General features: G+C 72.0%; 16 protein-coding genes and 3 pseudogenes. 6 read left to right on the top strand and 13 right to left on the bottom strand.

Annotated features, from left to right (window positions below):
• Positions 1-2: 2 nt before the first annotated feature.
• On the top strand, positions 3-2,015 hold the full coding sequence (locus C2L59_RS14055; protein ID WP_103349951.1) for an AMP-binding protein: 2,013 nt from the start codon (positions 3-5) through the stop codon (positions 2,013-2,015).
• A gap of 726 nt (positions 2,016-2,741) precedes the next feature.
• Here C2L59_RS14055 and C2L59_RS14050 read toward each other — a convergent pair.
• Both C2L59_RS14050 and C2L59_RS14045 read right to left on the bottom strand, forming a co-directional pair.
• Entirely contained in the window at positions 2,742-4,136 is a 1,395-nt protein-coding gene (locus C2L59_RS14050; RefSeq protein WP_103349950.1) for a hypothetical protein, read from the bottom strand.
• 121 nt (positions 4,137-4,257) lie between these two features.
• Positions 4,258-4,977 carry a phosphatase PAP2 family protein gene (locus C2L59_RS14045; protein WP_103349949.1) on the bottom strand — a complete coding sequence of 240 codons (720 nt, stop codon included), beginning with the start codon at positions 4,975-4,977 and terminating at the stop codon, positions 4,258-4,260.
• Positions 4,978-5,639: 662 nt separating this feature from the next.
• Between C2L59_RS14045 and C2L59_RS50360 the strand changes: the two are divergent.
• Together C2L59_RS50360 and C2L59_RS14030 are read left to right on the top strand one after the other, a co-directional pair.
• Positions 5,640-5,837: pseudogene (locus tag C2L59_RS50360) on the top strand (hypothetical protein); the annotation flags it as partial.
• 513 nt (positions 5,838-6,350) lie between these two features.
• Positions 6,351-6,450: pseudogene (locus C2L59_RS14030) on the top strand (transposase); the annotation flags it as partial.
• Positions 6,451-6,461: 11 nt separating this feature from the next.
• On the opposite strand, the gene C2L59_RS14025 reads toward C2L59_RS14030, so the two are convergent.
• From C2L59_RS14025 to C2L59_RS14000, 6 genes are all read right to left on the bottom strand, one after another.
• On the bottom strand, positions 6,462-6,755 hold the full coding sequence (locus C2L59_RS14025) for a hypothetical protein (protein ID WP_103349948.1): 294 nt from the start codon (positions 6,753-6,755) through the stop codon (positions 6,462-6,464).
• A gap of 165 nt (positions 6,756-6,920) precedes the next feature.
• A complete protein-coding gene (locus C2L59_RS14020) occupies positions 6,921-7,613 on the bottom strand; it encodes a hypothetical protein (protein ID WP_103349947.1) in 693 nt (230 codons plus the stop codon).
• A gap of 170 nt (positions 7,614-7,783) precedes the next feature.
• Positions 7,784-9,493, bottom strand: coding sequence for a trehalase family glycosidase (locus C2L59_RS14015; RefSeq protein ID WP_103349946.1), 1,710 nt, complete (start codon positions 9,491-9,493; stop codon positions 7,784-7,786).
• A 23-nt stretch (positions 9,494-9,516) separates the two neighbouring features.
• The gene (locus C2L59_RS14010) at positions 9,517-10,326 is read right to left on the bottom strand and encodes a carbohydrate ABC transporter permease (RefSeq protein ID WP_103349945.1); all 810 of its coding nucleotides are present in this window, start codon (positions 10,324-10,326) and stop codon (positions 9,517-9,519) included.
• Positions 10,323-11,267 (bottom strand): carbohydrate ABC transporter permease, encoded by a 945-nt coding sequence (locus C2L59_RS14005; RefSeq protein WP_103350068.1) that lies wholly within the window; start codon positions 11,265-11,267, stop codon positions 10,323-10,325. Before C2L59_RS14005 ends, C2L59_RS14010 begins: the two co-directional genes overlap by 4 nt.
• Positions 11,268-11,275: 8 nt before the next feature.
• On the bottom strand, positions 11,276-12,502 hold the full coding sequence (locus tag C2L59_RS14000; RefSeq protein ID WP_103349944.1) for an ABC transporter substrate-binding protein: 1,227 nt from the start codon (positions 12,500-12,502) through the stop codon (positions 11,276-11,278).
• A gap of 164 nt (positions 12,503-12,666) precedes the next feature.
• Here C2L59_RS14000 and C2L59_RS13995 point away from each other — a divergent pair, with 164 nt between their 5' ends.
• Positions 12,667-13,680 carry a LacI family DNA-binding transcriptional regulator gene (locus C2L59_RS13995; RefSeq protein ID WP_103349943.1) on the top strand — a complete coding sequence of 338 codons (1,014 nt, stop codon included), beginning with the start codon at positions 12,667-12,669 and terminating at the stop codon, positions 13,678-13,680.
• Between the two features lie 315 nt (positions 13,681-13,995).
• Here C2L59_RS13995 and C2L59_RS13990 read toward each other — a convergent pair whose 3' ends face one another.
• The 4 genes and pseudogenes from C2L59_RS13990 to C2L59_RS13975 all read right to left on the bottom strand — a co-directional run bounded on the left by C2L59_RS13990 (position 13,996) and on the right by C2L59_RS13975 (position 18,446).
• A complete protein-coding gene (locus C2L59_RS13990; protein WP_103349942.1) occupies positions 13,996-15,234 on the bottom strand; it encodes a GDSL-type esterase/lipase family protein in 1,239 nt (412 codons plus the stop codon).
• A gap of 28 nt (positions 15,235-15,262) precedes the next feature.
• Complete coding sequence (locus C2L59_RS13985; RefSeq protein ID WP_103349941.1) at positions 15,263-16,228, bottom strand: arabinan endo-1,5-alpha-L-arabinosidase; 966 nt, start codon at positions 16,226-16,228, stop codon at positions 15,263-15,265.
• Between the two features lie 79 nt (positions 16,229-16,307).
• Entirely contained in the window at positions 16,308-17,858 is a 1,551-nt protein-coding gene (locus C2L59_RS13980; RefSeq protein WP_103349940.1) for an alpha-L-arabinofuranosidase B, read from the bottom strand.
• A gap of 226 nt (positions 17,859-18,084) precedes the next feature.
• A pseudogene (locus C2L59_RS13975) lies at positions 18,085-18,446 on the bottom strand (winged helix-turn-helix transcriptional regulator).
• 6 nt (positions 18,447-18,452) lie between these two features.
• On the opposite strand from C2L59_RS13975, the gene C2L59_RS13970 reads away from it, so the two are divergent.
• The gene (locus C2L59_RS13970; RefSeq protein WP_233223489.1) at positions 18,453-19,025 is read left to right on the top strand and encodes an NAD(P)H-binding protein; all 573 of its coding nucleotides are present in this window, start codon (positions 18,453-18,455) and stop codon (positions 19,023-19,025) included.
• Positions 19,026-19,051: 26 nt separating this feature from the next.
• Here C2L59_RS13970 and C2L59_RS13965 read toward each other — a convergent pair whose 3' ends face one another.
• Positions 19,052-19,276: a hypothetical protein gene (locus tag C2L59_RS13965; protein ID WP_233223488.1), complete on the bottom strand. Its 225-nt coding sequence runs from the start codon at positions 19,274-19,276 to the stop codon at positions 19,052-19,054.
• 271 nt (positions 19,277-19,547) lie between these two features.
• Here C2L59_RS13965 and C2L59_RS13960 point away from each other — a divergent pair.
• Positions 19,548-20,314: manganese catalase family protein (locus C2L59_RS13960; RefSeq protein WP_103349938.1), on the top strand; the 767-nt coding region annotated here is incomplete at its 3' end.

The following is a 20,314-nucleotide window of genomic DNA, read 5'->3' as shown; positions in this document are numbered from 1 at the left end:
CAATGGAGCCGGAATTCATCGAGGTCAGCGTCACCGTTCCCCGAACACCGGCCGCCTTGTGGACGATCATCGAAAGACCTGAATTATATTCACGATTTGTCCGGGGCATCACCTGGTGCGAACGGGTGACCGCGAGCGGGGGCCGCGGGGCGAGGTACCAGTACCTCGCCGGCGGCGAAGACGTGGCGGAAATCCTGACCCACCGCCGGAACGAGCAGCTGACCTGGTCCAGCGTCCAGGCCGGGCACCACCGGATGTCCGTCACGCTGCGTCCGGCCCCCGGCGGCTGCACGGTCATCGTCTGGCTCGCGCTGCTCGGCGCGCCGGCGCTGGGGACGTCGGAGATCCGGCGGCGGATCGCCGACGCGATCGAGGCCGTGAGCGACCACCTCGGTGGCGTACCGGCGCAAGAGCGGCCGGCGCCGGACCCGTCGCCGCTCGAAATCGGGCGTTCCCTGATCAAGGCGGGGGTGCTCACCCCGGCCCAGCCCGCCGGGATGCTGCGGCAGCTGAAGGCCGTGAGCCGGTGGGGACCGACCTTGGCGGGCGGGTTCGCCGCCGGCGCCCGCCGGGCCGCGGACTCGCCGGCGCTGTGGGACGAGCGGTCCGGCCGGACCTTCGGCGAGCTCGACGAGCGCACCAGCCGGCTGGCGACGGCGTTGCGGCGGTACGACGTCGGCGAGGGGTCGCGGGTGCTCCTGATGTGCCGCAACCACAACGCGATGGTCGAGGCGATGATCGCGTGCGGCAAGCTCGGCGCCGACGTCGTGCTGATGAACACCGGGCTGGCACCGGCCACCGTGGCCGACTTCGTCCACCGGCACCGGTGCACGCTGGTCCTGGCCGACGACGAGTTCGCCGAGCTCGGCCGGCACCTGCCGGTCCACCTCCCGCGCATCCGCGCCTGGTCTTCGGGCGAGCAGTCCGGCCCCACCGCGGAAGCGCTGATCGACGCCACGGAGGCGGAGCGGATCGCGCCCCCGGAGAACCAGGGCCGGATCGTCGTGCTCACCTCGGGCACGTCCGGCCTGCCCAAGGGCGCCCGCCGGCCGACACCCCGTGGTCCGGTGGACGCGGCCGCGGTCCTGTCGGCGATCCCCTTGCGCGCCGAAGCGCGCATCTTGGTCGCCGCCCCGCTGTTCCACACCTGGGGCCTCGCCGCGCTCCAGCTCGGCATGGCCTTGCGGGCCGGCCTGGTGCTGCGCCGGCGCTTCGACGCGGAAACGACGTTGCAGCTGGTCGAAAAGCACCGGTGCACGGTGCTGTTCGCGGTGCCGACCATGCTGCGGCGCCTGCTGGACGTGCCCGAACGGGTCCGCGCGCGCTACGACCTGTCGTCGCTGCGGATCGTCGCCAGCTCCGGCGCGGCGCTGCCGGGCCGGCTGGCCGAGGAGTTCATGGACGCCTTCGGTGACATCCTCTACAACCTCTACGGTTCCACCGAAGTGTCCTGGGCGGCCATCGCCACCCCCGCCGACCTGCGGGCGGCCCGGAGCACGGCGGGCCGGCCCCCGCTCGGCACGCGCCTCCGGATCCTGGACGACGCGGGCACCCCGGTGCCGCCCGGCGCGACCGGACGGCTCTACGTCGGCAACAAGATGCTGTTCGACGGGTACACCGAAGGGGCGCCGCCGGCCGCCCACGAGGGCCTCATGGACACCGGCGACCGCGGCTACTTCGACGCGGACGGCCGCCTGTTCGTCGAGGGCCGCGCGGACGACATGGTCGTGTCGGGCGGGGAAAACGTGGCCCCGGCGTCGGTCGAGGAAGTCCTGCTGAGACTCGACGGCGTCCGGGAAGCCGCCGTGGTCGGCGTGCCCGACGCCCGCTACGGACAGCGCCTCGCGGCGTACGTCGTACTCACCCGCGGCGCCCGCCTCGACGCCGACACGGTGCGCGCCCACGTCCGCCGGCACCTCGCACGGTTCGCGGTGCCCCGGGACGTCGCGTTCGTCGGCGAACTGCCCCGCAACGAGACCGGCAAGGTCGTGAAGGACGCCTTACGCCGGTGGTAACCGGGGACGCAGTTTCGCGCCGGCCTTCCAGTGCACGCCGCCCTCGAAAAGTCTTTCCGGCCGGCAGGCGCGGATTCGTGCGTGCCGAGGGCGTGCCGTAACGGCGACCGGGCACGGGGCGACTGATATTCACACAGCCCCTGGTACCCGGACGGGCCATGAAAGGCGATGATTCCCCGCCGGGGCCCGCCGTCGAGGCGAAAACGCGGGCGGCGTCGGCCGATCGGCGTTGTCCTGCGACGTTGTCCGCCAGATCAGTACGAATCCTCCGCCACACTTGCCGATACGCGTCGATCCGGACTTCGCCTTCGGCGACCTGGTGCGCGGCCTCGTCGAGGATGTCGTCGAATTCGGTGATTACCCGGACGTCTACCCCGTCCCCCTGCTGGAACTGCCGGACGCGATCGGACGTCGGCCGCTCGGCTTGCCGTACGCGAAGCGGAATTCACGTTCTGGTGGATCCGGCTTCCGCTGCTGTTGTTCCCCCCGAAGCTGGGCGTTCACCAGACTGGAGGTCCGGGCCGAATTCAACGCGGGCGAACCGGACCCCACGCGCAAGCCGAAGGTGTTCGACATCCTCCCGAACCGCCGGGCTGATCAGGTACCGGTGGCCCGGCCGCCCCACCGTGACCACCGGCGCCGCGGCCGCGCCGGCGACGGCGCCGGCTTCCCGCCCTCGACGCCGACGCCGACGCCACCCGCACCGCGCGTCGTCCTACCTCCGCCTCAGCCGGCCACGAACTGCTGGTGCCAATCGCCGGCGCCGCCGTACGGGGGTGCCCAGATCGCGAGGTCGCCCTCGAACGGGGCCGGCTTCCACGGGCCGAGGACGCGCAGCTGGTAGTTGCCCACCGGGATGTCCTTGAACGTCGCGTAGCCGTTGGCGTCGGTGCGGGCGTAGGCGCGGATCGCGCCGTTCTCCAGGAGCACCAGGTTGCGGTTCGCCATGCCCTCGTCGGCGTCCAGGAGGCCGTTGCCGTTCTTGTCGAACCAGACCTGGCCGCGGGAGTCCGCCCGCAGGCCGGGCACCTTGGCGTTGACGGCCGCGTACGGGGCGCCGCCGCTGTGGCCGTCGCCGGCCACGCAGTCCAGCCCGGTCGAGCCGGTGTAGGCCGACTTGTCCGGCACCTTGCCCGAAACCGTGAGCACGAGCCGCTGCCCCGCGGCCAGCGTCCCCTCGCGACGCTGGTAGCCGAACGCGCCCCACTGGTCGTCCGCGATCACCAGCTCCGAGCCGAAGCCGCCCGCGTCGCAGCCGACGTAGAGGCCGGTGAGCGCCTTGGTGCCGGAGTTCGACAGCGTGACCGTCACCTTGGCGGTGTCGCCGGCGGCGTAGCTCGTCCTGTCCAGCGCGATCGTCTCGTGCAGCACGTCGGACAGCGGGCGGACGGCCCGGACCTCGAGCGCCGTGTAGGCCCCGCGGCCGTCCAGCCGCAGCGTCCCCACCGGCTGGTCGACCCAGCCGCCGGGCACCTTCTGGAAGGACACGTAGGCGTTGCGGCTCAGCGGGAGGTTGTCGAAGTGGAAGTGGCCGGTCGCATCGGTGACCGAAACCAGGTCGTTCGTCGTCCCGACGCCGATGAAGTGCGCCTCGGCCCCGGCCAGCGCCTCGCCCGGGGACGGCTTGCCGTCGCCGTTCGCGTCGCCGTACAGCACGCCCGCGACGCGCTCGGTGCCCCGCGCCATCGGCAGCGTGATCCGCAGGACGTTGTCGCTGTAGTCGACGTCGTTGCCGGCGTAGACCTCGATGTGCACGATCGAGTCGCCGTTGAACGTGCCCAGCTGCCCGGTCAGGTGGACCGTCCGGGTCTCCCCCTGCGCGATGTTCGCGCCGCTGCCGCCGTCGGAGAGGTCGCCCCATTGGTTCCGGTCGGTCCAGAAGTCCGTCCCGGACTCCGAGTACGCGGTCCCGAACGCGCCGAAGGCGACGGCGTCCCCGATGTTGGCCACCGTCACGTCGAGCGCGACGGTGTCGCCGGACAGCCAATTGCCCTGCTGCGCGACGGCGGTGACCTTGAGGTTCGGGCCGGAGGCGGCCGACGCGGGCGCGGCGGCCAGCCCCGCCATGACGAGTGCCGCGGCGAGCACACCGGCGGCCCGCGCGAATCTGCCAGTAGGCATGGTTTTCTTCCCCCTTGTGGTTGTGCAGCGAATCTAGGACCGGGCCGGACGTTCGGGGAGGCCGGAACGTTCCGCGAACGCGGCAGGGCAACCTTCCGGCCGTCCGGTGCGTTTCGGACGGTCAAGGACCGCCGGGCCGGCCGCGCGCCACGACGCGGCCCCACAGCGCCGCGGCACCGATGGAGACGGCCAGCAGCACGACACTGCCCACGACGTCGAGCACGTAGTGGTTCGCGGTGGTGAGCACGACCGCCACCATGAGCAGCGGGAACGCCCACGGCACCGGCGCCCACCGGGGACGGGTGTCCCGGAGCACGGTCCACACGGCATACGCGCACCACAGCGACCAGCCCACGTGCATGCTGGGCATGGCCGTGTAGTGGCCGGGGTGCGTCCAGCTCGCACTGTCCACGATGTCGTACCGCGCCACGACGTCGACCGCGCCGGGCAGCGCGGACCGCGGTGGCGACATCGGCACCGCCCAGTAGACCGGCAGGACCAGGGCCGTCATCGCGACCATCGTCGCGCGGACCCGGCGGTAGACCCCGGCGTGCCGGACGAACACCCACAGCAGGACGCCGGCGACCACCACGTAGTACAGCCGGTACACGGCGACCGCGAACCGGGCGAGAGCCGGGTTCCCGGCCAGCCAGGTGTTCGCGCTGCGCTCGATGTCGATGTGCACCGCGTGTTCGGCGGTCTGCAGGGCCAGCGCGTGCGCGTCGGCCGCCGAGAGGTCCTGGCCGACCGCGGCGTCGAGCCGCGCGAACAGCAGGAACCAGAGCAGCAGGAAGCCCAGCTCGACGAGCACCGCGGGTCGCCCGTGCGCCGGCCGGATCACCCGGCCACCTTAGCCCGTTCCGCTCGAGCCGCAGGCCGTCCGGAACGTCCGCGGCCATCGGGCCGGGCCGAACACCCATGCCGCACCGGACCCGTCCATCCGAACCGGGCAGCCCGCCGAAGCACCATCCGCCCGTGCCGGGTGACGACCGAGCGCTCCCACGCGGCACCGTGGCACCCGCCGCCGACCGTCTCCGGAAGAGTCAGCATGGTGCGAGCTTCCCTCACCGATTTCCCGGCCCACCGGTTCCGCAAGCCCCGGCGGCACCGGGGCGCGGCCGGGAACCGGAACGTGCGTCGTCCCTTCCGGGGACTCGCCGACCGGTTCGGCGGTGGTGGTGCGCACCCGCCGCCGGCCGCGCCGGCTGACCGCCGCCGGCCGAGTCGTCACCGTCTACCTCGGCCGGTTCGGCGTCGGCGAACCCGAGCTGCGCGCCATCCTGTCGTCCCTCGACACCGGGAAGCTGGTCGGCCTGGCCGGGTTCGCTGCTCGCCGGGGTCGGCGGGCTGGTCACCAACCTCGCGTTCCTGTTCGCCCTGCTGCTGTTCCTCTGCGCCGAGACGGCCTGGGCGGGACAACGGCTCAGCCGGATCGCCCGCGACCGGCCGTGGATTTCCGCTTCGCTAGAAGGTTTCGCCACCGGCACCCGGAGCCACCTGCTCGTGACGACCGTCTTCGGCGGCCTCCTCGTGATCGGCTTCGCGCCGCCCGCGGTGATCGCGCTGCTCGACGGCGGCCGGCGCAGCCTGCTCGTGGTGCTCGTGGTCTACGCCGCACTGAACTTCGTGGTGCAGTCGCTGATCCAGCCCCGGTTCGTCACCGGCTCGGTCGGTCTGTCCACTTCGGTCACCGTGCTGGCGCTGGTGTTCTGGACCTGGCTGCTGGGCCCGCTCGGCGCAGTGCTCGCCGTCCCCGCGACGCTTCCCGTAGCTGGCCCGCACGTGCGTCACCGTGTCGCGGTCGGTCAGGCCGCTGGGCGGGGCGTGCGGCACGATCCGGCCGCGGACCGCCTGTGCGAACCGGTTCAGGGAACCGAATTCGCCGGAGTGGTCGATCAGCGGGTCCCCGACCCGCGCATCGGCGAGGGCGAACGGCCGCACCAGCCCGTTCGGGCGGTCGAGGGCGAGCGCGCGGTCGAGGGCGTGCAGCGCCTTGGTCCGCCGGTGCGAACGCAGTGCCGGCGCCGTTTCGGCCGGGCAGCGGTCGACCGGGGTGGCGGGCAGCAGCGAAGGCGCCGACGCCGTGACCCGCAACACCGCTTCGGCCGCATCGGTTTCGCCGGCCGCGAGGTGGGCGCGGACGGGCAGCACGGCCAGTTCGCCGCTGGAGTACCCCTTCCTGAACCTGATGTGGCGTGCTCCGGCCCCTGTGCACTGCTCGAGGTCGGCGACGCCTCCCACTTCGCCTCGTCCGGGCACCTGGCCGCCTATGCCGGCATCGCCCCGGTCACCCGCAGCTCCGGCACCAGTATCAAGGTTCGCGGGTCAGGACGCCGGCGTCGCCGGCGCGCTGTCGACGGGATATGCCCCGGCCGGCGCGCTGTCGAAGGGGTACGTCCCGGCCGGCGCGCTGTCGTATGGATACGTCCCCGCCGGCGCGCTGTCCTTGGGGTACGCCCCCGCCGGTGCGCTGTCGAAGGGGTACGTGCCCGCCGGTGCGCTGTCGTACGGGTACACCCCGTCCGGGTGGATCGGCGCGGCGGCGGCCACGCCCCCGCCCGCGGCCAGGACAGCGGCGCCGGCCACGAGAGCGGCGAATGCGGTGAGCAGCTTCTTCATCGGTGGTCCTCCCGGATTGCCTGTGGAAGGCCATCGTCGCGCCGCCCGCGCGGCCGGACCAGGTCACCGACCGGCCATCTGTGGCCGGTTCCCCGGGTGGTGCCGCCGGCCGGAAGCCGAGGAGGGCGCCGGCGCCGCCCGCGGAGTGGCCCAGCCGGCGTGGGGTCAGGAGGCGGAAACGGAATAGCTGTTCGAGGTGAAGTTCAACCCGCCCGACGACGAAGTGATTTCGAACCCGAACTGCACCTCGCCCAGTGCCACGTCGCCGAACCAGCCGCGGGCCTTGATCCAGTTCAGCACCGCGAGGACGTCGATCGTGCCCGCGTTCGTGTTCGACGTGCGCAGGAACGAGAACACCGCGTTCGAGCCGTTCGATCCCTTGTAGACGTCCCAGGTGTGGCCGCCGACGCTCACCGTCGTCTGTTTGCTGCCCAGCGGGCCGACCGCGCCCTGCTTGTTGACCCACAGCATGATCTCGTAGGCGTTGTTGTTCGCCCAGATGTCATACGCCGTTTCGTACGCCCCGCTGCCGGGGCGGGTCACGTTGAAACTGCTGGAAACCTGGCGCAGCGAGCTGAGCGTGCGGCCGACGTTCTTCGCCGAATGCGGGTACGACTTGACGCCGCCGGTGTTCGGGTGGTTCGCCCACACGCCCCAGTTGCTGTAGGAGTTCGCCCAGATCGTCTGCGGACCGGCGCCGCTGCCCCAGACGTCGTTGCGGACGGTGTACCCCCCGGTGGACCATGTCCCCCATTGGTCCGAAGACGACCAGGCGGCCGCTTCGGCCACCCCGGCGGTGGTGGCCACCACGGCGGCCGCGGTCAGCGAAACGAGCAAGGAACGCACGACGTTGTGCATGGGAATGGTCCTTTCCCGGGAATCGAACCGGAGACGTGACGACTATTGCAGGCACGTTGTGCGCCGGTCAAGATTCGATGGGTGATTCTCCGGCAATCGACGACGCCGGCAAATCGCATCGATGATTTCAATGGTGACCGGTCGTCGATGCGGTCGAACAAACGCGATTATTACGAATCGGAAAGCGTTTCCCGCGCTTCGGCGGCCCCGGCCAGCAGCAGGTAGGCCGCGGCCGTCCACGTGTACGCGCGGTCGCGCAGGCCGTCCCCGGTCAGCGCGTCGAAGTTCTCCGCGAACCCGGATTTCTCGCACACCGCGCGGAACCGCGCGCTGACCCGGTCGGCGAGGTCCACCGCACCGGCGCGGCGGAGACCGTCCTCGACGAGCACCGTGACGGGCGCCCACACCGGCCCGCGCCAGTAGCCGTCGGCCTCGTAGAACGCCGACGCCGGCCGCTCGGTCGCCAGCCCGATGTCGGTGAGGTGCTCCTCGAGCCCGGCCACGAGGCTCTCCCGGACGTCGGCCGGCAGGTGTTCGCCGAGGACGATCGGCATGAGTTCGAGCAGGCTCTCGCCGCCCTGCACCGCACCGGTCGCCGCCGAGCGGCTGACGAACCGGGTGCCGTCCCAGAGTTCGGCCAGCAACGCCGCCAGCATCCCGTCCGCTTCGGCCCGCCAGCGCTCGGCCGCGGCCGCCTCGCCGAGTTCGGCGGCCAGCGCGGCCAGCTCGGTCAGCTGCAGCACCAGGAACGCCGCCAGGTCGGGCGTCTGCACGAGCCGCTCCCGGGCGAACGGCGTCGCGTTGTCCCAGCCGCTGTCGTTGCCGTGTTCGTAGTGGGCGACCGGCCGGCCGGGTACGCGGCGGTGCTCGAGCCAGAACGTCGTCCACGCCGCCAGCTGCCGGTAGGCCCGCCCGGGTTCCGGCAGGCCGCCGGGCAGCCGGCCGCGCAGGCGGCTCAGCGCCCAGCCGTGGATCGGCGGCTTGACGAAGTTGCGCAGCACCTCGGCGTGGGTGACCGAGTCGGGCAGCGCGCCCCGGTCGTCCTGGTGGTCGAACACCACCTGGAACTGGTGCCAGGCCAGCTCCGGCCGGCCCGCGGCCAGCGCGAGCGCGTTGAAGCAGTGGTCCCAGCTCCACACCTTGTCCATCCAGTGCTTGGACATCAGCACGGCCGGACGGCCGACGAACCCCGAGGGCGCCACGACGGCCGACCAGAGCACGTAACAGGCGAGTTCGGCGGCCGGGGTCCGCTCGCCGCGCCACGGCGCCACCGCATCGGCGAACGCGGTGAACCCGGCCCCGGCGGCGGCGACCACGGCGTCGAACGTCGCCGGCGGCACGTACGGCTCCCGGGCGCCGGGGAGTTCCTCGATCACCACCTCCCACACCTGCCCGCTCACCACGACGGCCCGCTCGGCCGTGCCGAGCGCTTCGGCGCCGACGTGCCGCGCGTGTCCGGAAAGGACGGTGACGCGGTAGCGGTGCCCGGTTTCGTAGGAGGTGAACACGGCGGCACCACCGACCGGATCGGCGAAGAAGTACGTGCCGGTGAACGGCGTCAGCGTGGGCTCCGCCGCGCGGATCCGCAGGTCCAGACCGCGGCCGGCGATCCGGAGCGCGTCCGGGGCCGCGTACGCCGCCGTGATCCGCCGGTCGCCGGCGCCCCAGGTGAGGGCGGCCGGCGTGGCGCCGGCCGGGACCTCCGCGCGCGTCCCGCCGGATTCGGGGACGAGCGCCAGCACGGCGTGCATGCCGTGGCGGTGGGACACCAGGTGCAGGTCGTCGGTGTAGGTGGCCTGGGCCACCACCGGGGAGACGTCGAACCACGATCCCGGGTGGCTGAACGGGATTTCCCGCAGCGAAAACTCGCCCGTGGGCACAGAAGCCGTCCTTTCGAGGGGGGTCAGTCCTTCACGGCGCCCGCGGTGACGCCCGCGGCGACGAACCGCTGGGCCAGCACGAGGAGCACGGCGGCCGGCACCGAGGCCACCACCGCCGTCGCCATGATGGAGTTCCACTCCTGGTTGTTGTTGCCGATGTAGCGGTAGATGCCCAGGGTCAGCGGCCGCAGCGAGCCGCCGCCGTCGAGCGTCGCCGCGAAGACGAAGTCCGACCAGGCCCACAGGAACGAAAACAGCCCGGCCGTGACGACCCCGTTGCGGCTGGCGGGCAGCACCACCGACCAGAACGTGCGCACCGCGCCGGCCCCGTCGATCGTGGCCGCCTGGACGAGCTCGTCCGGCACGGAAGCCATGAAGGAGGTCAGGATGAGCACGGCGAACGGCACCGCGATCGTCGAATCGGCGAGGACCAGCCCCCAGGCGGTGTTGGTGATGCCGAGGGTGACGTAAATGCCGTAGAACCCCAGCGCCATGATGATGCCGGGGATCATCTGGGCGACGAGCAGCACGAACCCCAGCGCCCGGTGGCCACGCGGGCGGAGCTTCGCCAGCGCGTACGCCGACGGCGCCGCCAAGGCCAGCGTCAACGCAACGGTGCCCAGCGCGACGAAGAGGCTCGTGGCGAAGTACGGGAGTTGCTCGTGCAGGACCCGCTCGTAGCCCTCGAACGTCGGCGCCGCCGGGAACCAGTCGGGCGGCGACTTGCGCATCCGCCCGGCCGGGGTCAGCGACACGTTGACCATCCAGTAGACCGGGAACAGCATCACGGCGGTGAGGAGCAGCCCCACCGCGGTGCGCCAGCGGCGGATCACGCGGCCTCCTGCCTGCGCTGCGCGCGGATGTAGCGCAGGCCCGCGACCAGGGCCAAGAGGATGAGCACGTTGCCCACGGCCGCGCTGGGCCCGAACCGCGGCAGCAGGCTGCCGAAGCCGAGCTGGTAGGACCAGGTGGCCAGGGTGGTCGACGCCCCGCCGGGCCCGCCCCTGGTCATGATCCAGATGACGTCGAACACCTTCAGCGTGTAGACCAGTCCCAGCAGCAGGGTGATCGCCGAGACCGGGCGCAGGAGCGGGAACGTGATGTGCCGGAACCGCTGCCACGCCCCGGCGCCGTCGAGCGACGCCGCCTCGTACACCTCGGCCGGGATGGTCTGCAGGCCGCTGTGCAGCACGACGAGGTTGAACGGCACGCCGATCCAGATGTTGGCCACGATCACCGAGACCAGCGCCCAGGACGGCGACGTCAGCCAGTCGATCCGGCCGGCGCCGAACCAGCCCAGCACGGCGTTGACCACCCCGGACTCACTGTTGAGCAGCCACGCCCAGGTCGAGCCGGAGACGATCAGCGGCAGCAGCCACGGCACCAGGAACAGCGCCCGAAGCGTCGGGCCCAAGCGGAAGTGGCGGGCGAAGAAGACCGCCATGGCCAGGCCGATGCCGTACTGGAAGAGCAGCGACGCGGCCGTGAAGACGAGCGTGTTGAGCAGCGCCGTGCGGAAGGTCGGCTCGGCGAACACCCCGGCGTAGTTGTCGAACCAGACCAGCGGCGCCCCGCCGTGGACGAACGTGCGGACCGTGTAGCTGCGCAGGCTCAGGTCGATGTTCGTGGCGAGCGGATAGCCGTAGCAGAGGACGAGGTAGGCGACGAGCGGCAGCAGGAACGCCCACGCGAGCAGCTGCGGCCGCCGTCGCCTCGTCCGTCCGGGCGCTCGCGCGGCCGGGCGGACGGTGACCGGCTCCCGGATGTCCGGCACGAGCACGCCTACTTCGCCGACGCGGCGGTCGCCTGCGCGGCCGCGAGGGCGGCGTCAGGGGCCTTCGCGCCGGTGAGCGCGGCCTGCACGGCGCCCCAGAGCGGCTCCGAGATCCGCGGGTAGCGGGTACCGAGGTTGTCGCCGGTGCGGCCCTTCGCGACCTTCACCGCGTCGGCCCACACCTTCAGCTCGGGCTGCGCGGCGACCTGCTTGTCCTGCACCGAGGGCACGGCGGACACGTAGGTCAGCGCGGTGTCGGAGTCGAGGACGTTGGCCGGGCTGGTCAGGCAGGACGCGATCCGGCCCGCGGTCTGCTCGGCGTCCGGGCTGCTCTGCGCGGGCACGGTGACGAACTCGCCGCCGGTCGGCGCCGGGGCCGGTCCCCCGGCGCGGGCCGGGATGGCGAGCACGCCGTACGGGAAGCCGGCCTTCTTGGCGTTCTGCAGCTGCCAGGTGCCGTTTTCGGCGAAGGCGTACTCCCCGGTCGCGAACTCCTGCCAGCTGGTGGTCTGCGTGTTGCCGATCACCGAGTTCGGCGCGTACCCCTTGTCCAGCCACGCCTTCCACTGCGCGAGCGCGGACACCGCGTCGGCCGAGGCGAGGTCGGTCAGGTTCGCGCCGGAGCCCCAGAACCAGGGAAGGAACTGGAAGCTGCCTTCTTCGGTGCCGATGGCGGAGAACGTGATGCCCTTCTTGCCGGCGGCGTGCACCTTGGCCAGCGCGGCTTCGAGCGACGCCCAGTCCCGCACGGACGCCGGGTCGACGCCGGCGGCGGTCAGCACGTTTTTGTTGTAGTAGAGGGCGAGCGTGTTCGCGCCGATCGGCACGCCGTAGGCCTGGCCCTTGACGTCGCCGGCGGCGAGCAGGTTCGGGGCGACCTGGGCGGTGTCCAGCCCGGTGTCCGCAGTGGACTTGAGCACCCCGCCCTCGGCCAGGGTCGAGACCACCGGGTTGTCCACGACCAGGACGTTCGGCGCGGTGTTCTGCTGGGCGGCGAGCAGCACCTTGTTCGTGAGGTCGGTCGTGTCGAACGCCTGCCGCGCGATCTTCACCCCGGCTTCGGCACCGCACTTGTCGACGACCTTCGCCCACGCGGAGCTCGCGTCGAACTGGGGGTAGGGGTCCCAGACCGCGAACGGGCCCGCGGCGGCGGGGGCCGTCGCCGAGGAGCACGCGGCCAGTGTCGTCGCGGCGACGGCCGCCGACAGCAGCCGGAGGATCGGGTGACGCTGCATGAGGGGTCCTTCCTGTCGGCACCTTCGACGAGCTGAGGACGGTCGATTCGTCGTCGAACCGGTTCGATGACCGAGGCCGCGTCACCGTAAACCCCGCGAGCGCTCCTGCGCAATACTGCGTGTACTACGATCGAACCGGTTCTGGACGACCGTTCGGGAGTGGCATGAACATCGGGGAGATCGCGCGGCGCGCGGGCGTGTCACGCAGCACGGTGTCGTACGCGCTCAGCGGCAAGCGCCCGGTGTCGGCGGCCACGGTGCAGCGCATCAACGACGTCATCGCCGAGCTCGGCTACCGGCCCAACGCGAGCGCCCGCGCCCTGGCCGAGGGCCGCACGCGCACGCTGGGCCTGGTGGTCCCGCCGGCCAGCCGCCGCCTGACCGACGTCCAGCTGGGGTTCGTCGGCAGCGTCGTCGACGCGGCCGCGGCCCACGACCTCGACGTCCTGCTCTCCCCCAGCGGCGGCGACCACGACCGGTCGTTCGAGCGCATCGTGACGGGCCGGCGCGTCGACGGCGTGATCCTGATGGAGATCCTCCTGGAGGACTCGCGGGTGGAGCGGCTGAGCCAGGCGAGCCTGCCGTTCGTGACGATCGGCCACGTCGAGCACCCGGGCGCGTCCTGGTGGGTCGACGTCGACTACGGCGGGCTGATCACCCGCTGCGTCCACCACCTCGCCGACCTCGGGCACGAGGAGGTGGTGCTGATCAACCGGTCGGCGGAGCTCGTCGCGGCCGGGTACGGGCCGGCCCTCCGCTCGGCGACGGGTTTCCTGGAGGCCACCGCCGCCCGGGGCCTCACCGCACGCACGGTGTGCTGCGCGGACGAGGCGGCGGCGGGGCTGGCGTGCTTCGAGCAGATCCGGACGCAGTGGCCCGCGGTGACGGCGGCGGTCACGATCAACGAGGCGGCCCTGCCGGGGGTGCAGCGCGCGTTGCACCGGGCGGGCTTGGAGGTACCGCGCGACTTTTCGCTGACGGGCGTGATCGCGGAGCGGCTGGCGGAGGACTTCCACCCCCCGCTGACGGCGGCCGACGTCCCGGCGGTCGACCTGGGCCGCCTGGCGGTGGACCTCCTCCTGGCGCAGATCGCGGACGGCGGCGCGGAGCCGCGGCACGCACTGCTGGAGCCGCCGATTTCGCTGCGGTCGAGCACGGGGGCCCGCCCTCGCGGCTAGCGGGGGCCGTGTTCGGCACGCGCGAGCTGCGCGGCCGACCACAGCCGGCTCACGCGAACCCGCCGCCCGCCCCAGGTTGCCCCTACCGGCCGAACCTCTTCTCCGGTTCGGCCGGTGCCGCCGACCCCCGGCGTATCCTAAGGTTTATGATCGAACCGGTTCGATCGCTCGTTGCTGAGAGGCTCCGATGTCGCCCAACGACCACCTGATCATCACCGTCCTCGGTGCGCGCCGGGCGCGTGCCCACGATCCGCGGTCCGCGCCGGGGCCCGTCCGCGACCCGCGGCGGCCGAAAACCGACCGGCACTGAACCCTTCACAGCCCGAACACCCGGAGGTCGATCGAGTCGCCCAGGAGGCGGTCGCCGGCGGCGTTGGGGTGGTAGCAGTCCGTGCGCCAGTCCGCGCGGATCACCGTCGGGTCGGCCGGGTCGCGCAGCACCGCGTCGAAGTCGAGCACCGCGTCGAACGTGCCCGACGTGCGGATCCACGCGTTCACCGCCAGCCGGGCCTGCTCCTTCGGCCCGCCCGCCGCGTTGCACATCGGCAGGATGGTCGCGCCGACGATCCGGCGGCCCGCCGCGTGCACCCGCCCGGCGATGGTCTTCATCGCGTCGATGACCTGCGCGGCCGGCGCCGGGGGCGCGTTGTCGCCGCCGCCGAGGTCGTTCGTGCCCTCCAGCAGCAGCACGTACCGCACGCCGGGCAGGGACAGCACGTCCCGGTCGAGCCGGACCGGCGCCGGCGGCCCGCAGCACTGGCCGGTCGGGTCGTACGGGTTCGGCTGCACGCTGACGGTGTTGCCGCTGATCCCGGCGTTCGCCACCGACAGCCGCCGCGCGGGCGGGCGGGTCGCGATGCGCTCGGCGAGCACGTCGGTCCAGCGCGGGCCGCCGCCGAACGCGTTGTAGCCGTCGGTGATCGAGTCCCCCAGCGCGACGATCGTGCCGCGGGCCGGCGACACCGCGCTGATCGCGTCCGCCCACCACAGGACGCCCGGCGCGAAGGCGCCGTACGCCCCTCCCGACTCGTCGGACCCGGCGTCACCCGGCGCGGCCGAGGCGAACGACCCCGGTGTGCCGGTCTCCGGCGGCGGGAACGTGTGGTCGTCGACCGGCGACCCCGGCGCGTACACGCTCACCGCGACGTGATCCCCCCGCCGCACGGACAGCGGCAGCGGGTCGGTCCACACGCTCGCGCCCGGCGGGATCGTCACCGCGTGCCGGAAACCGAACGTCGCCCGGCGGTTCGACCCGGGCGCCAGCGCGGGCGAACCCGTCGACGGCTGCCGCCCGACCCACACCGACCGCACCCGCAATGCGGTGGCACCGAAGGGATTGCCCAGCCGGACGCGCAGGGCCGTCCCGCTCGCGGTCACGGTGAGCACGTTGCGGACCGTGACGTCGGGCGAGACGCCGTGCACGCCCTGGAGCGCCGACTCCGTCAGCGTGACCGACCCCGGCAGGACGCCGTCGGCCGACGCGGCGTCCGCCACCGCCGGGCTCAGCAGCGACGCGGCAACGGCCAGGACGACAGCGGTTCTGCGAAGGCGCATCCGGGGCGTCCTCTCGTCGAGGTGCGGATCAGGTGACGACCGGCCAGCCGGCCGCGTCGTAGGTCAGGCGGTTGATGCCGAGCAGCGCCGCGCCGTTGTCGGCGTAGTAGTGGTAGAGCAGCAGATCGCCGTCGTTGTCGGCGAGCACGGCCTCGTGGCCCGGCCCGTGGATGCTGCCGTGGCCGGCCAGGACTTCGGTACCGCCACCCGAGGTCATCGGCACGCCGTTGCGGTCGGCGTAGGGCCCGGTGACGCTGGTGGACCGCCCGACCATCACCCGGTAGGTGCTCGACGCCCCGCGGCAGCACAGGTCGAACGACACGTACTGGTAGTAGTACTGGCCGCGTTCGACGATGAAGGGCGCCTCGATCGCCCCACCGCCGCGCCCGGCGATCGCGGTGATGCCGGTGCCCTGGCGCAGGCCCGTCGCCGGATCCAGCCGGATCAGCTCGATGCCCGACCAGAACGAGCCGAAGGCCAGCCACCACCGGCCCTGGTCGTCGACCACCAGGTTCGGGTCGATCGCGTTGAAGCCGTCGCCGGCCCGGGATTCGACGACCAGCCCCTGGTTCGTCCACGTGCCCGAGGCGCCGGACGCGCTGGTGGCCAGGAAGATCGCCGAGTGGTTGGAGCCGAACGTGGAGGCCGCGTAGTACAGGTAGTACCGGCCGTTGCGGTAGGAGATGTCCGGCGCCCACAGGCTGCGCCCGCCCGCGGTGTAGGACGTGGTCCACGGCGCGCCGCCCGGGAAGACCGAACCGGCGCCCGAGAAGGCGGTGCGGTCGGTGGAGGTCTTCAGCGCGACGCCGTCCCCCGAATACGCCACCAGGTAGCTGCCGTCCGGGCGCTTCACCACGCTCGGGTCGTGCACGCCGACGTCGCCGGTGACGCGGCCGGGGTTGGGGTAGGTGGCCGCGGCGGCGGCCGGCGCGGTGAGCGCCGCGGCCAGCAATACGGTCAGAGCAAAGAAAACCGACTTTCGCGGGGCCGTCATGGTGCCTCCATCGGCACGAAGGGGCCGGGCGGGCGGCCGTGCGTCACCACCGGGGTGACGCACGACCACCCGCCGGCGATCAGGAAGCCCAGGGAGAGCTGACGAGCCAGCTCACGTCGTCGTTGTAGGCAGTGGCGTTGTCGAAGGTGTTCGACCCGCCGTTGGCCGCGATGTAGACGATGTTGGCGTAGTGCCGCACGTACCGGTCGGAGAAGTTGAGCGACCTCAGCGAGGCACCCTGCCCGTTGCGGCCGGCCTCCGGGCAGAAGGTCGCGTCCTGGGCGAACAGCGAACTCCCGTCGTTGGCCTGCAGGTACAGCTGGTAGTTCTGGTGCCGCAGGTACTGCCCGGGCACGTTCTTCGACTCGAACGACACGCACGAGCCGCTGCCGAGTCCGGTTCGGACGGTCCAGGACGCATTGCCCTTTTCGGTGGCCGAACTCCCGCTGCCGATCACCGCGGTGTCCACTGTGGAACCGGTGTGGTGGATGTAGCGATCGGTGCAGCACGCGGTGGTGGCGCGCAGCGAGACGGACGTCCCCGGCGTCAGGCCGGTGCCCGAGGAACTCGTCGCGTAGCCGGCCGCGGTGATGTTGGCCTGCACGGCGCTTTCCGTGGCGTCGGAGGGATAACCGGACGTCATCACGCCTTCGTAGAAGGTGCCGCGGGCGCCGACGCTGTTGTCGCCGCCGATGCCCAGGATGATGGCGCCTTCCTTCTTCATCGGGTTGTAACCCGAAACGTTGGGCCGCACCCCGTCGTAGAAGGTCGACACGCCACCGGATTGGGCGTTGCCGCCCCGGATGGCCCAGTGGTTGGGGCCGCCCTTGACGATGGCGGTCAGGAAGCGGTGGCTGATGCTCGGGTCGTTGGCGTTGTAGTGCTGGTTGACCCCGGAGAACAGGCCGTTCTCCAGGTCGGCCATGATCCACGGGCCGTTGCCGGCGCCGTAGCCCCAGACCCTGATGTTGCCGAAGTAGATGGCCTCCATGGTGCCGTTGCCGTTGTCGCGGCTGTTGCGTTCGGCGTTGCCGTAGTCGAAGCAGCAGCCGCCGTTGTAGTGCGTGCCGTCGAAGATCGCGTACATGCCCTCGGGCTGGTCACCGGTCGCGACGCCGTTGGTGTTGTTGTTGCGGTAGCCGGTACCGGGCGCCACGTAGACGCCGTAGGCCTTGTGACCGCCGACGCTGATCGGCGCCGCGGTGGCGTTGGCGAGGTTGTCGTACCCGCCCGCGGCCGGTCCCTGGAACCCGCCCGGTGGCGCCTGGGTGAGGCGGTTGTTGCGGCCGGACTGGTCGTAGATGACCGTGATCAGGCAGGTGGTCCCGGCGCAGAACGAATCCTGCGTGGCGGCGTTGGCGACCCCGCCCGCGCTCAACGGCGCGATGTCACGCGTGGTGCTGTCCGACGCGCGCCGGACCTGGTACAGCGGGCCGGTGTAGGCGCCGTACAACGCGCGGGTCGTCGAATGCGCGGCCACGCACGGCGTGCCGCCGGCCGCGTAGATGTCGCAGGGACCCTGCGTCGCCGCCTGGGACGTGCCGCTACCGACGAGCAGGCCGGTGACGAGCGTGCCGGCCGCGAGGACGGCGGAGGCGATGGCGCGGGGAGTTCTCGGCTGTCGTGCCATGGGTGATCTCCTGGTGCAGTGCGGAAATCGTCGTATCGACAAGTGCGCGGGCCGGCGACGGTGCCAACCTCCTCCTCGATCACCGACACGCTGGAACGGCACAAGCGGAGCGATTGTGAGCGCTAACATAACTCCGGGACCGACCCAAGGCAACGGGCGAACCGCGCACCGGAGTTATTTCGACGCTTTCGATGTCCGGCGGAGACCCTTTGCCCCGCAACGGGATTCAGCCGGCTTTCGCCTCGTCGTAGCGCGCCTGCGCCGCCAGGACGGCGGGCACCCCGGCTTCGAGCACCTCGACCAGCGCCAGCAGCCGCCGGGCGACCTCCTGCCCGGCGGGCGTGAGGCTGTACTCCCCGTGCGGCGGGACCGTCGGCCGCGCATCCCGGTGGACGAAGCCGTCGCGCTCGAGCGCCCGCAGCGTCTGGGCGAGCATCTTCTCGCTGACCCCCTGCACGCGGCGGCGCAGCGCGTTGAACCGGAAGACGCCGTCGTCGAGCGCGACGAGGGCGAGCACACCCACCGGCCGGTGACGTGTTCGAGCACGGCCCGGGACGCGCAGGCGGGGCTGAACACGTCGGCGATCAGGGCCTCGTGCCCGCCGACCGGGTCGTCGCCGCGGTCCGCACCCCGGAGAAGGCCGCCGGCCTGGCCGCCCGCGGCGTGGAGGTCCGGCGCGCGGACTACACCGACCCGGAAAGCCTGGTCACCGCGTTCAAGGGCGCCGAAAAGGTGCTGCTGGTTTCGGGCGGCGAGGTCGGGCAACGGGTCGCCCGGCACCAGGCGGTCATCGAGGCGGCCGGCCTGCCCGCCACGATCCTGCGCAACAACTGGTACAACGAGAACTACGCCGAGACGATCATGCAGGCGGCCGCGACGGGCAGCTTCGTGGGCAGCGCCGGCGACGTGACGTGGTCGAACGCGGACCTCGCCGCCGAGATCGCCGAGGCGGCCGGCCGCGAGGTCGGCTACGTCGACCTGCCGGCCGACGAGCACGCCAAGGCCCTGACCGGCGCGGGCCTGCCGGAGCCGGTGGTGGGCATGCTGGTGGCGATCGACGCCGACATCCGCGACGGCCTGCTCGCCGAGACGACGGGCAACCTGCGCACCCGCACCGGCCGGCCGGGCACCCCGATCGGCGTGACGGTGGCCGAGATCGCCGGCTGACCGCCGCCGGAGCCGCCCGGGAGCCGTCAGAGCGGCCGGCCGGGCGGCTTCCGCTGCGAAACACTGGTCTCCCGCAACGGCGGCTGCCACACGCTGGCCTCGGGCGCCTGCCCGTCGTCACCGGGCTGCTCGAGCGGGTCGGTCCCGTTCTGCCAGCGAGCCCAGTGAGCCGCGCACATCCTCCGCCAGAGGGCCGGCTCGTCGCACTGGTACCGCCGGCAGGCCGGCACCCGCTCCTGGTGATCGCTCACGTATCGCTCCACTCGCCTTCGAACGTTCCGCGTTCAACTATCACAGTGGAGGCAACGTTGTCGATCCTCACCCGCCGCGGGCGACGGCGTCGGTGATCGCCGCGGCGAGCCACGTCGTCCGCGAGCATGCCGCCGGGCGAGCAGCTCGGCTGAGCGGTTGCCCCGGCAAAGACCGTTCCGATCGACGTGGTTAACCCTCCGCTAACCGGGAAAGCCCCCTCCGACCGTCGGTCCCCCGCTGGGGACCACCCCGGACGACGGAGGGAATGTCGTGTTCCGTCACACGAAGCTGCTGCAGTTCGAAGCCAAGCCCGAAAAGCCCGACCCCGTCTACGCCCGCAAACTCCAAGAACTCATCGGCGGCGCCTTCGGCGAAATGACCGTCACCATGCAATACCTCTTCCAAGGCTGGAACTGCCGCATCGAAGGCAAGTACAAAGACCTCATCATGGACACCGCGACCGAAGAAATCGGCCACGTCGAAATGCTCGCCACCATGGTCGCCCGCCTCCTCGAAGGCGCCCCCGCCACCGTCACCGCCGACGCCGTCAAAGACCCCGTCATGGCCGCCATGATCGGCGGCATGGACGTCCAGCAAGCCATCGTCGCCGGCGGCGGCGCCCTGCCCGCCGACAGCAACGGCACCCCCTGGAACGGCAAATACATCGTCGCCTCCGGCAACCTCCTCGCCGACTTCCGCGCCAACGCCGCCGCCGAAGCCCAAGGCCGCCTCCAAACCGCCCGCCTCTACAACATGACCGACGACCCCGGCGTCAAAGCCATGCTCCAGTTCAACCTCGCCCGCGACACCGTCCACCAGAAACAATGGCTCGCCGCCATCGAAGAACTCCAAGCCGACGGCCTCGAAGGCGACATCGCCCCCGGCGCCCTCCTCGACGAAGAAGACCAGACCCACAACCACACCATCTGGCACCTGTCCGACGGACCCGACGGCGCCAAGGGCGCCAGCTGGACCACCGGCGCCGGCATCGAATACCTGATGGACCCCCAGCCCCTCGGCGGCCCCGGCACCGCACC

It is taken from the genome of Amycolatopsis sp. CA-128772 (assembly GCF_002904295.1).
In the GTDB taxonomy this organism is placed as follows: domain Bacteria; phylum Actinomycetota; class Actinomycetes; order Mycobacteriales; family Pseudonocardiaceae; genus Amycolatopsis.
Note: the sequence above shows the minus strand (reverse complement) of the source record. Positions and strands in the feature narration are given on the sequence as shown.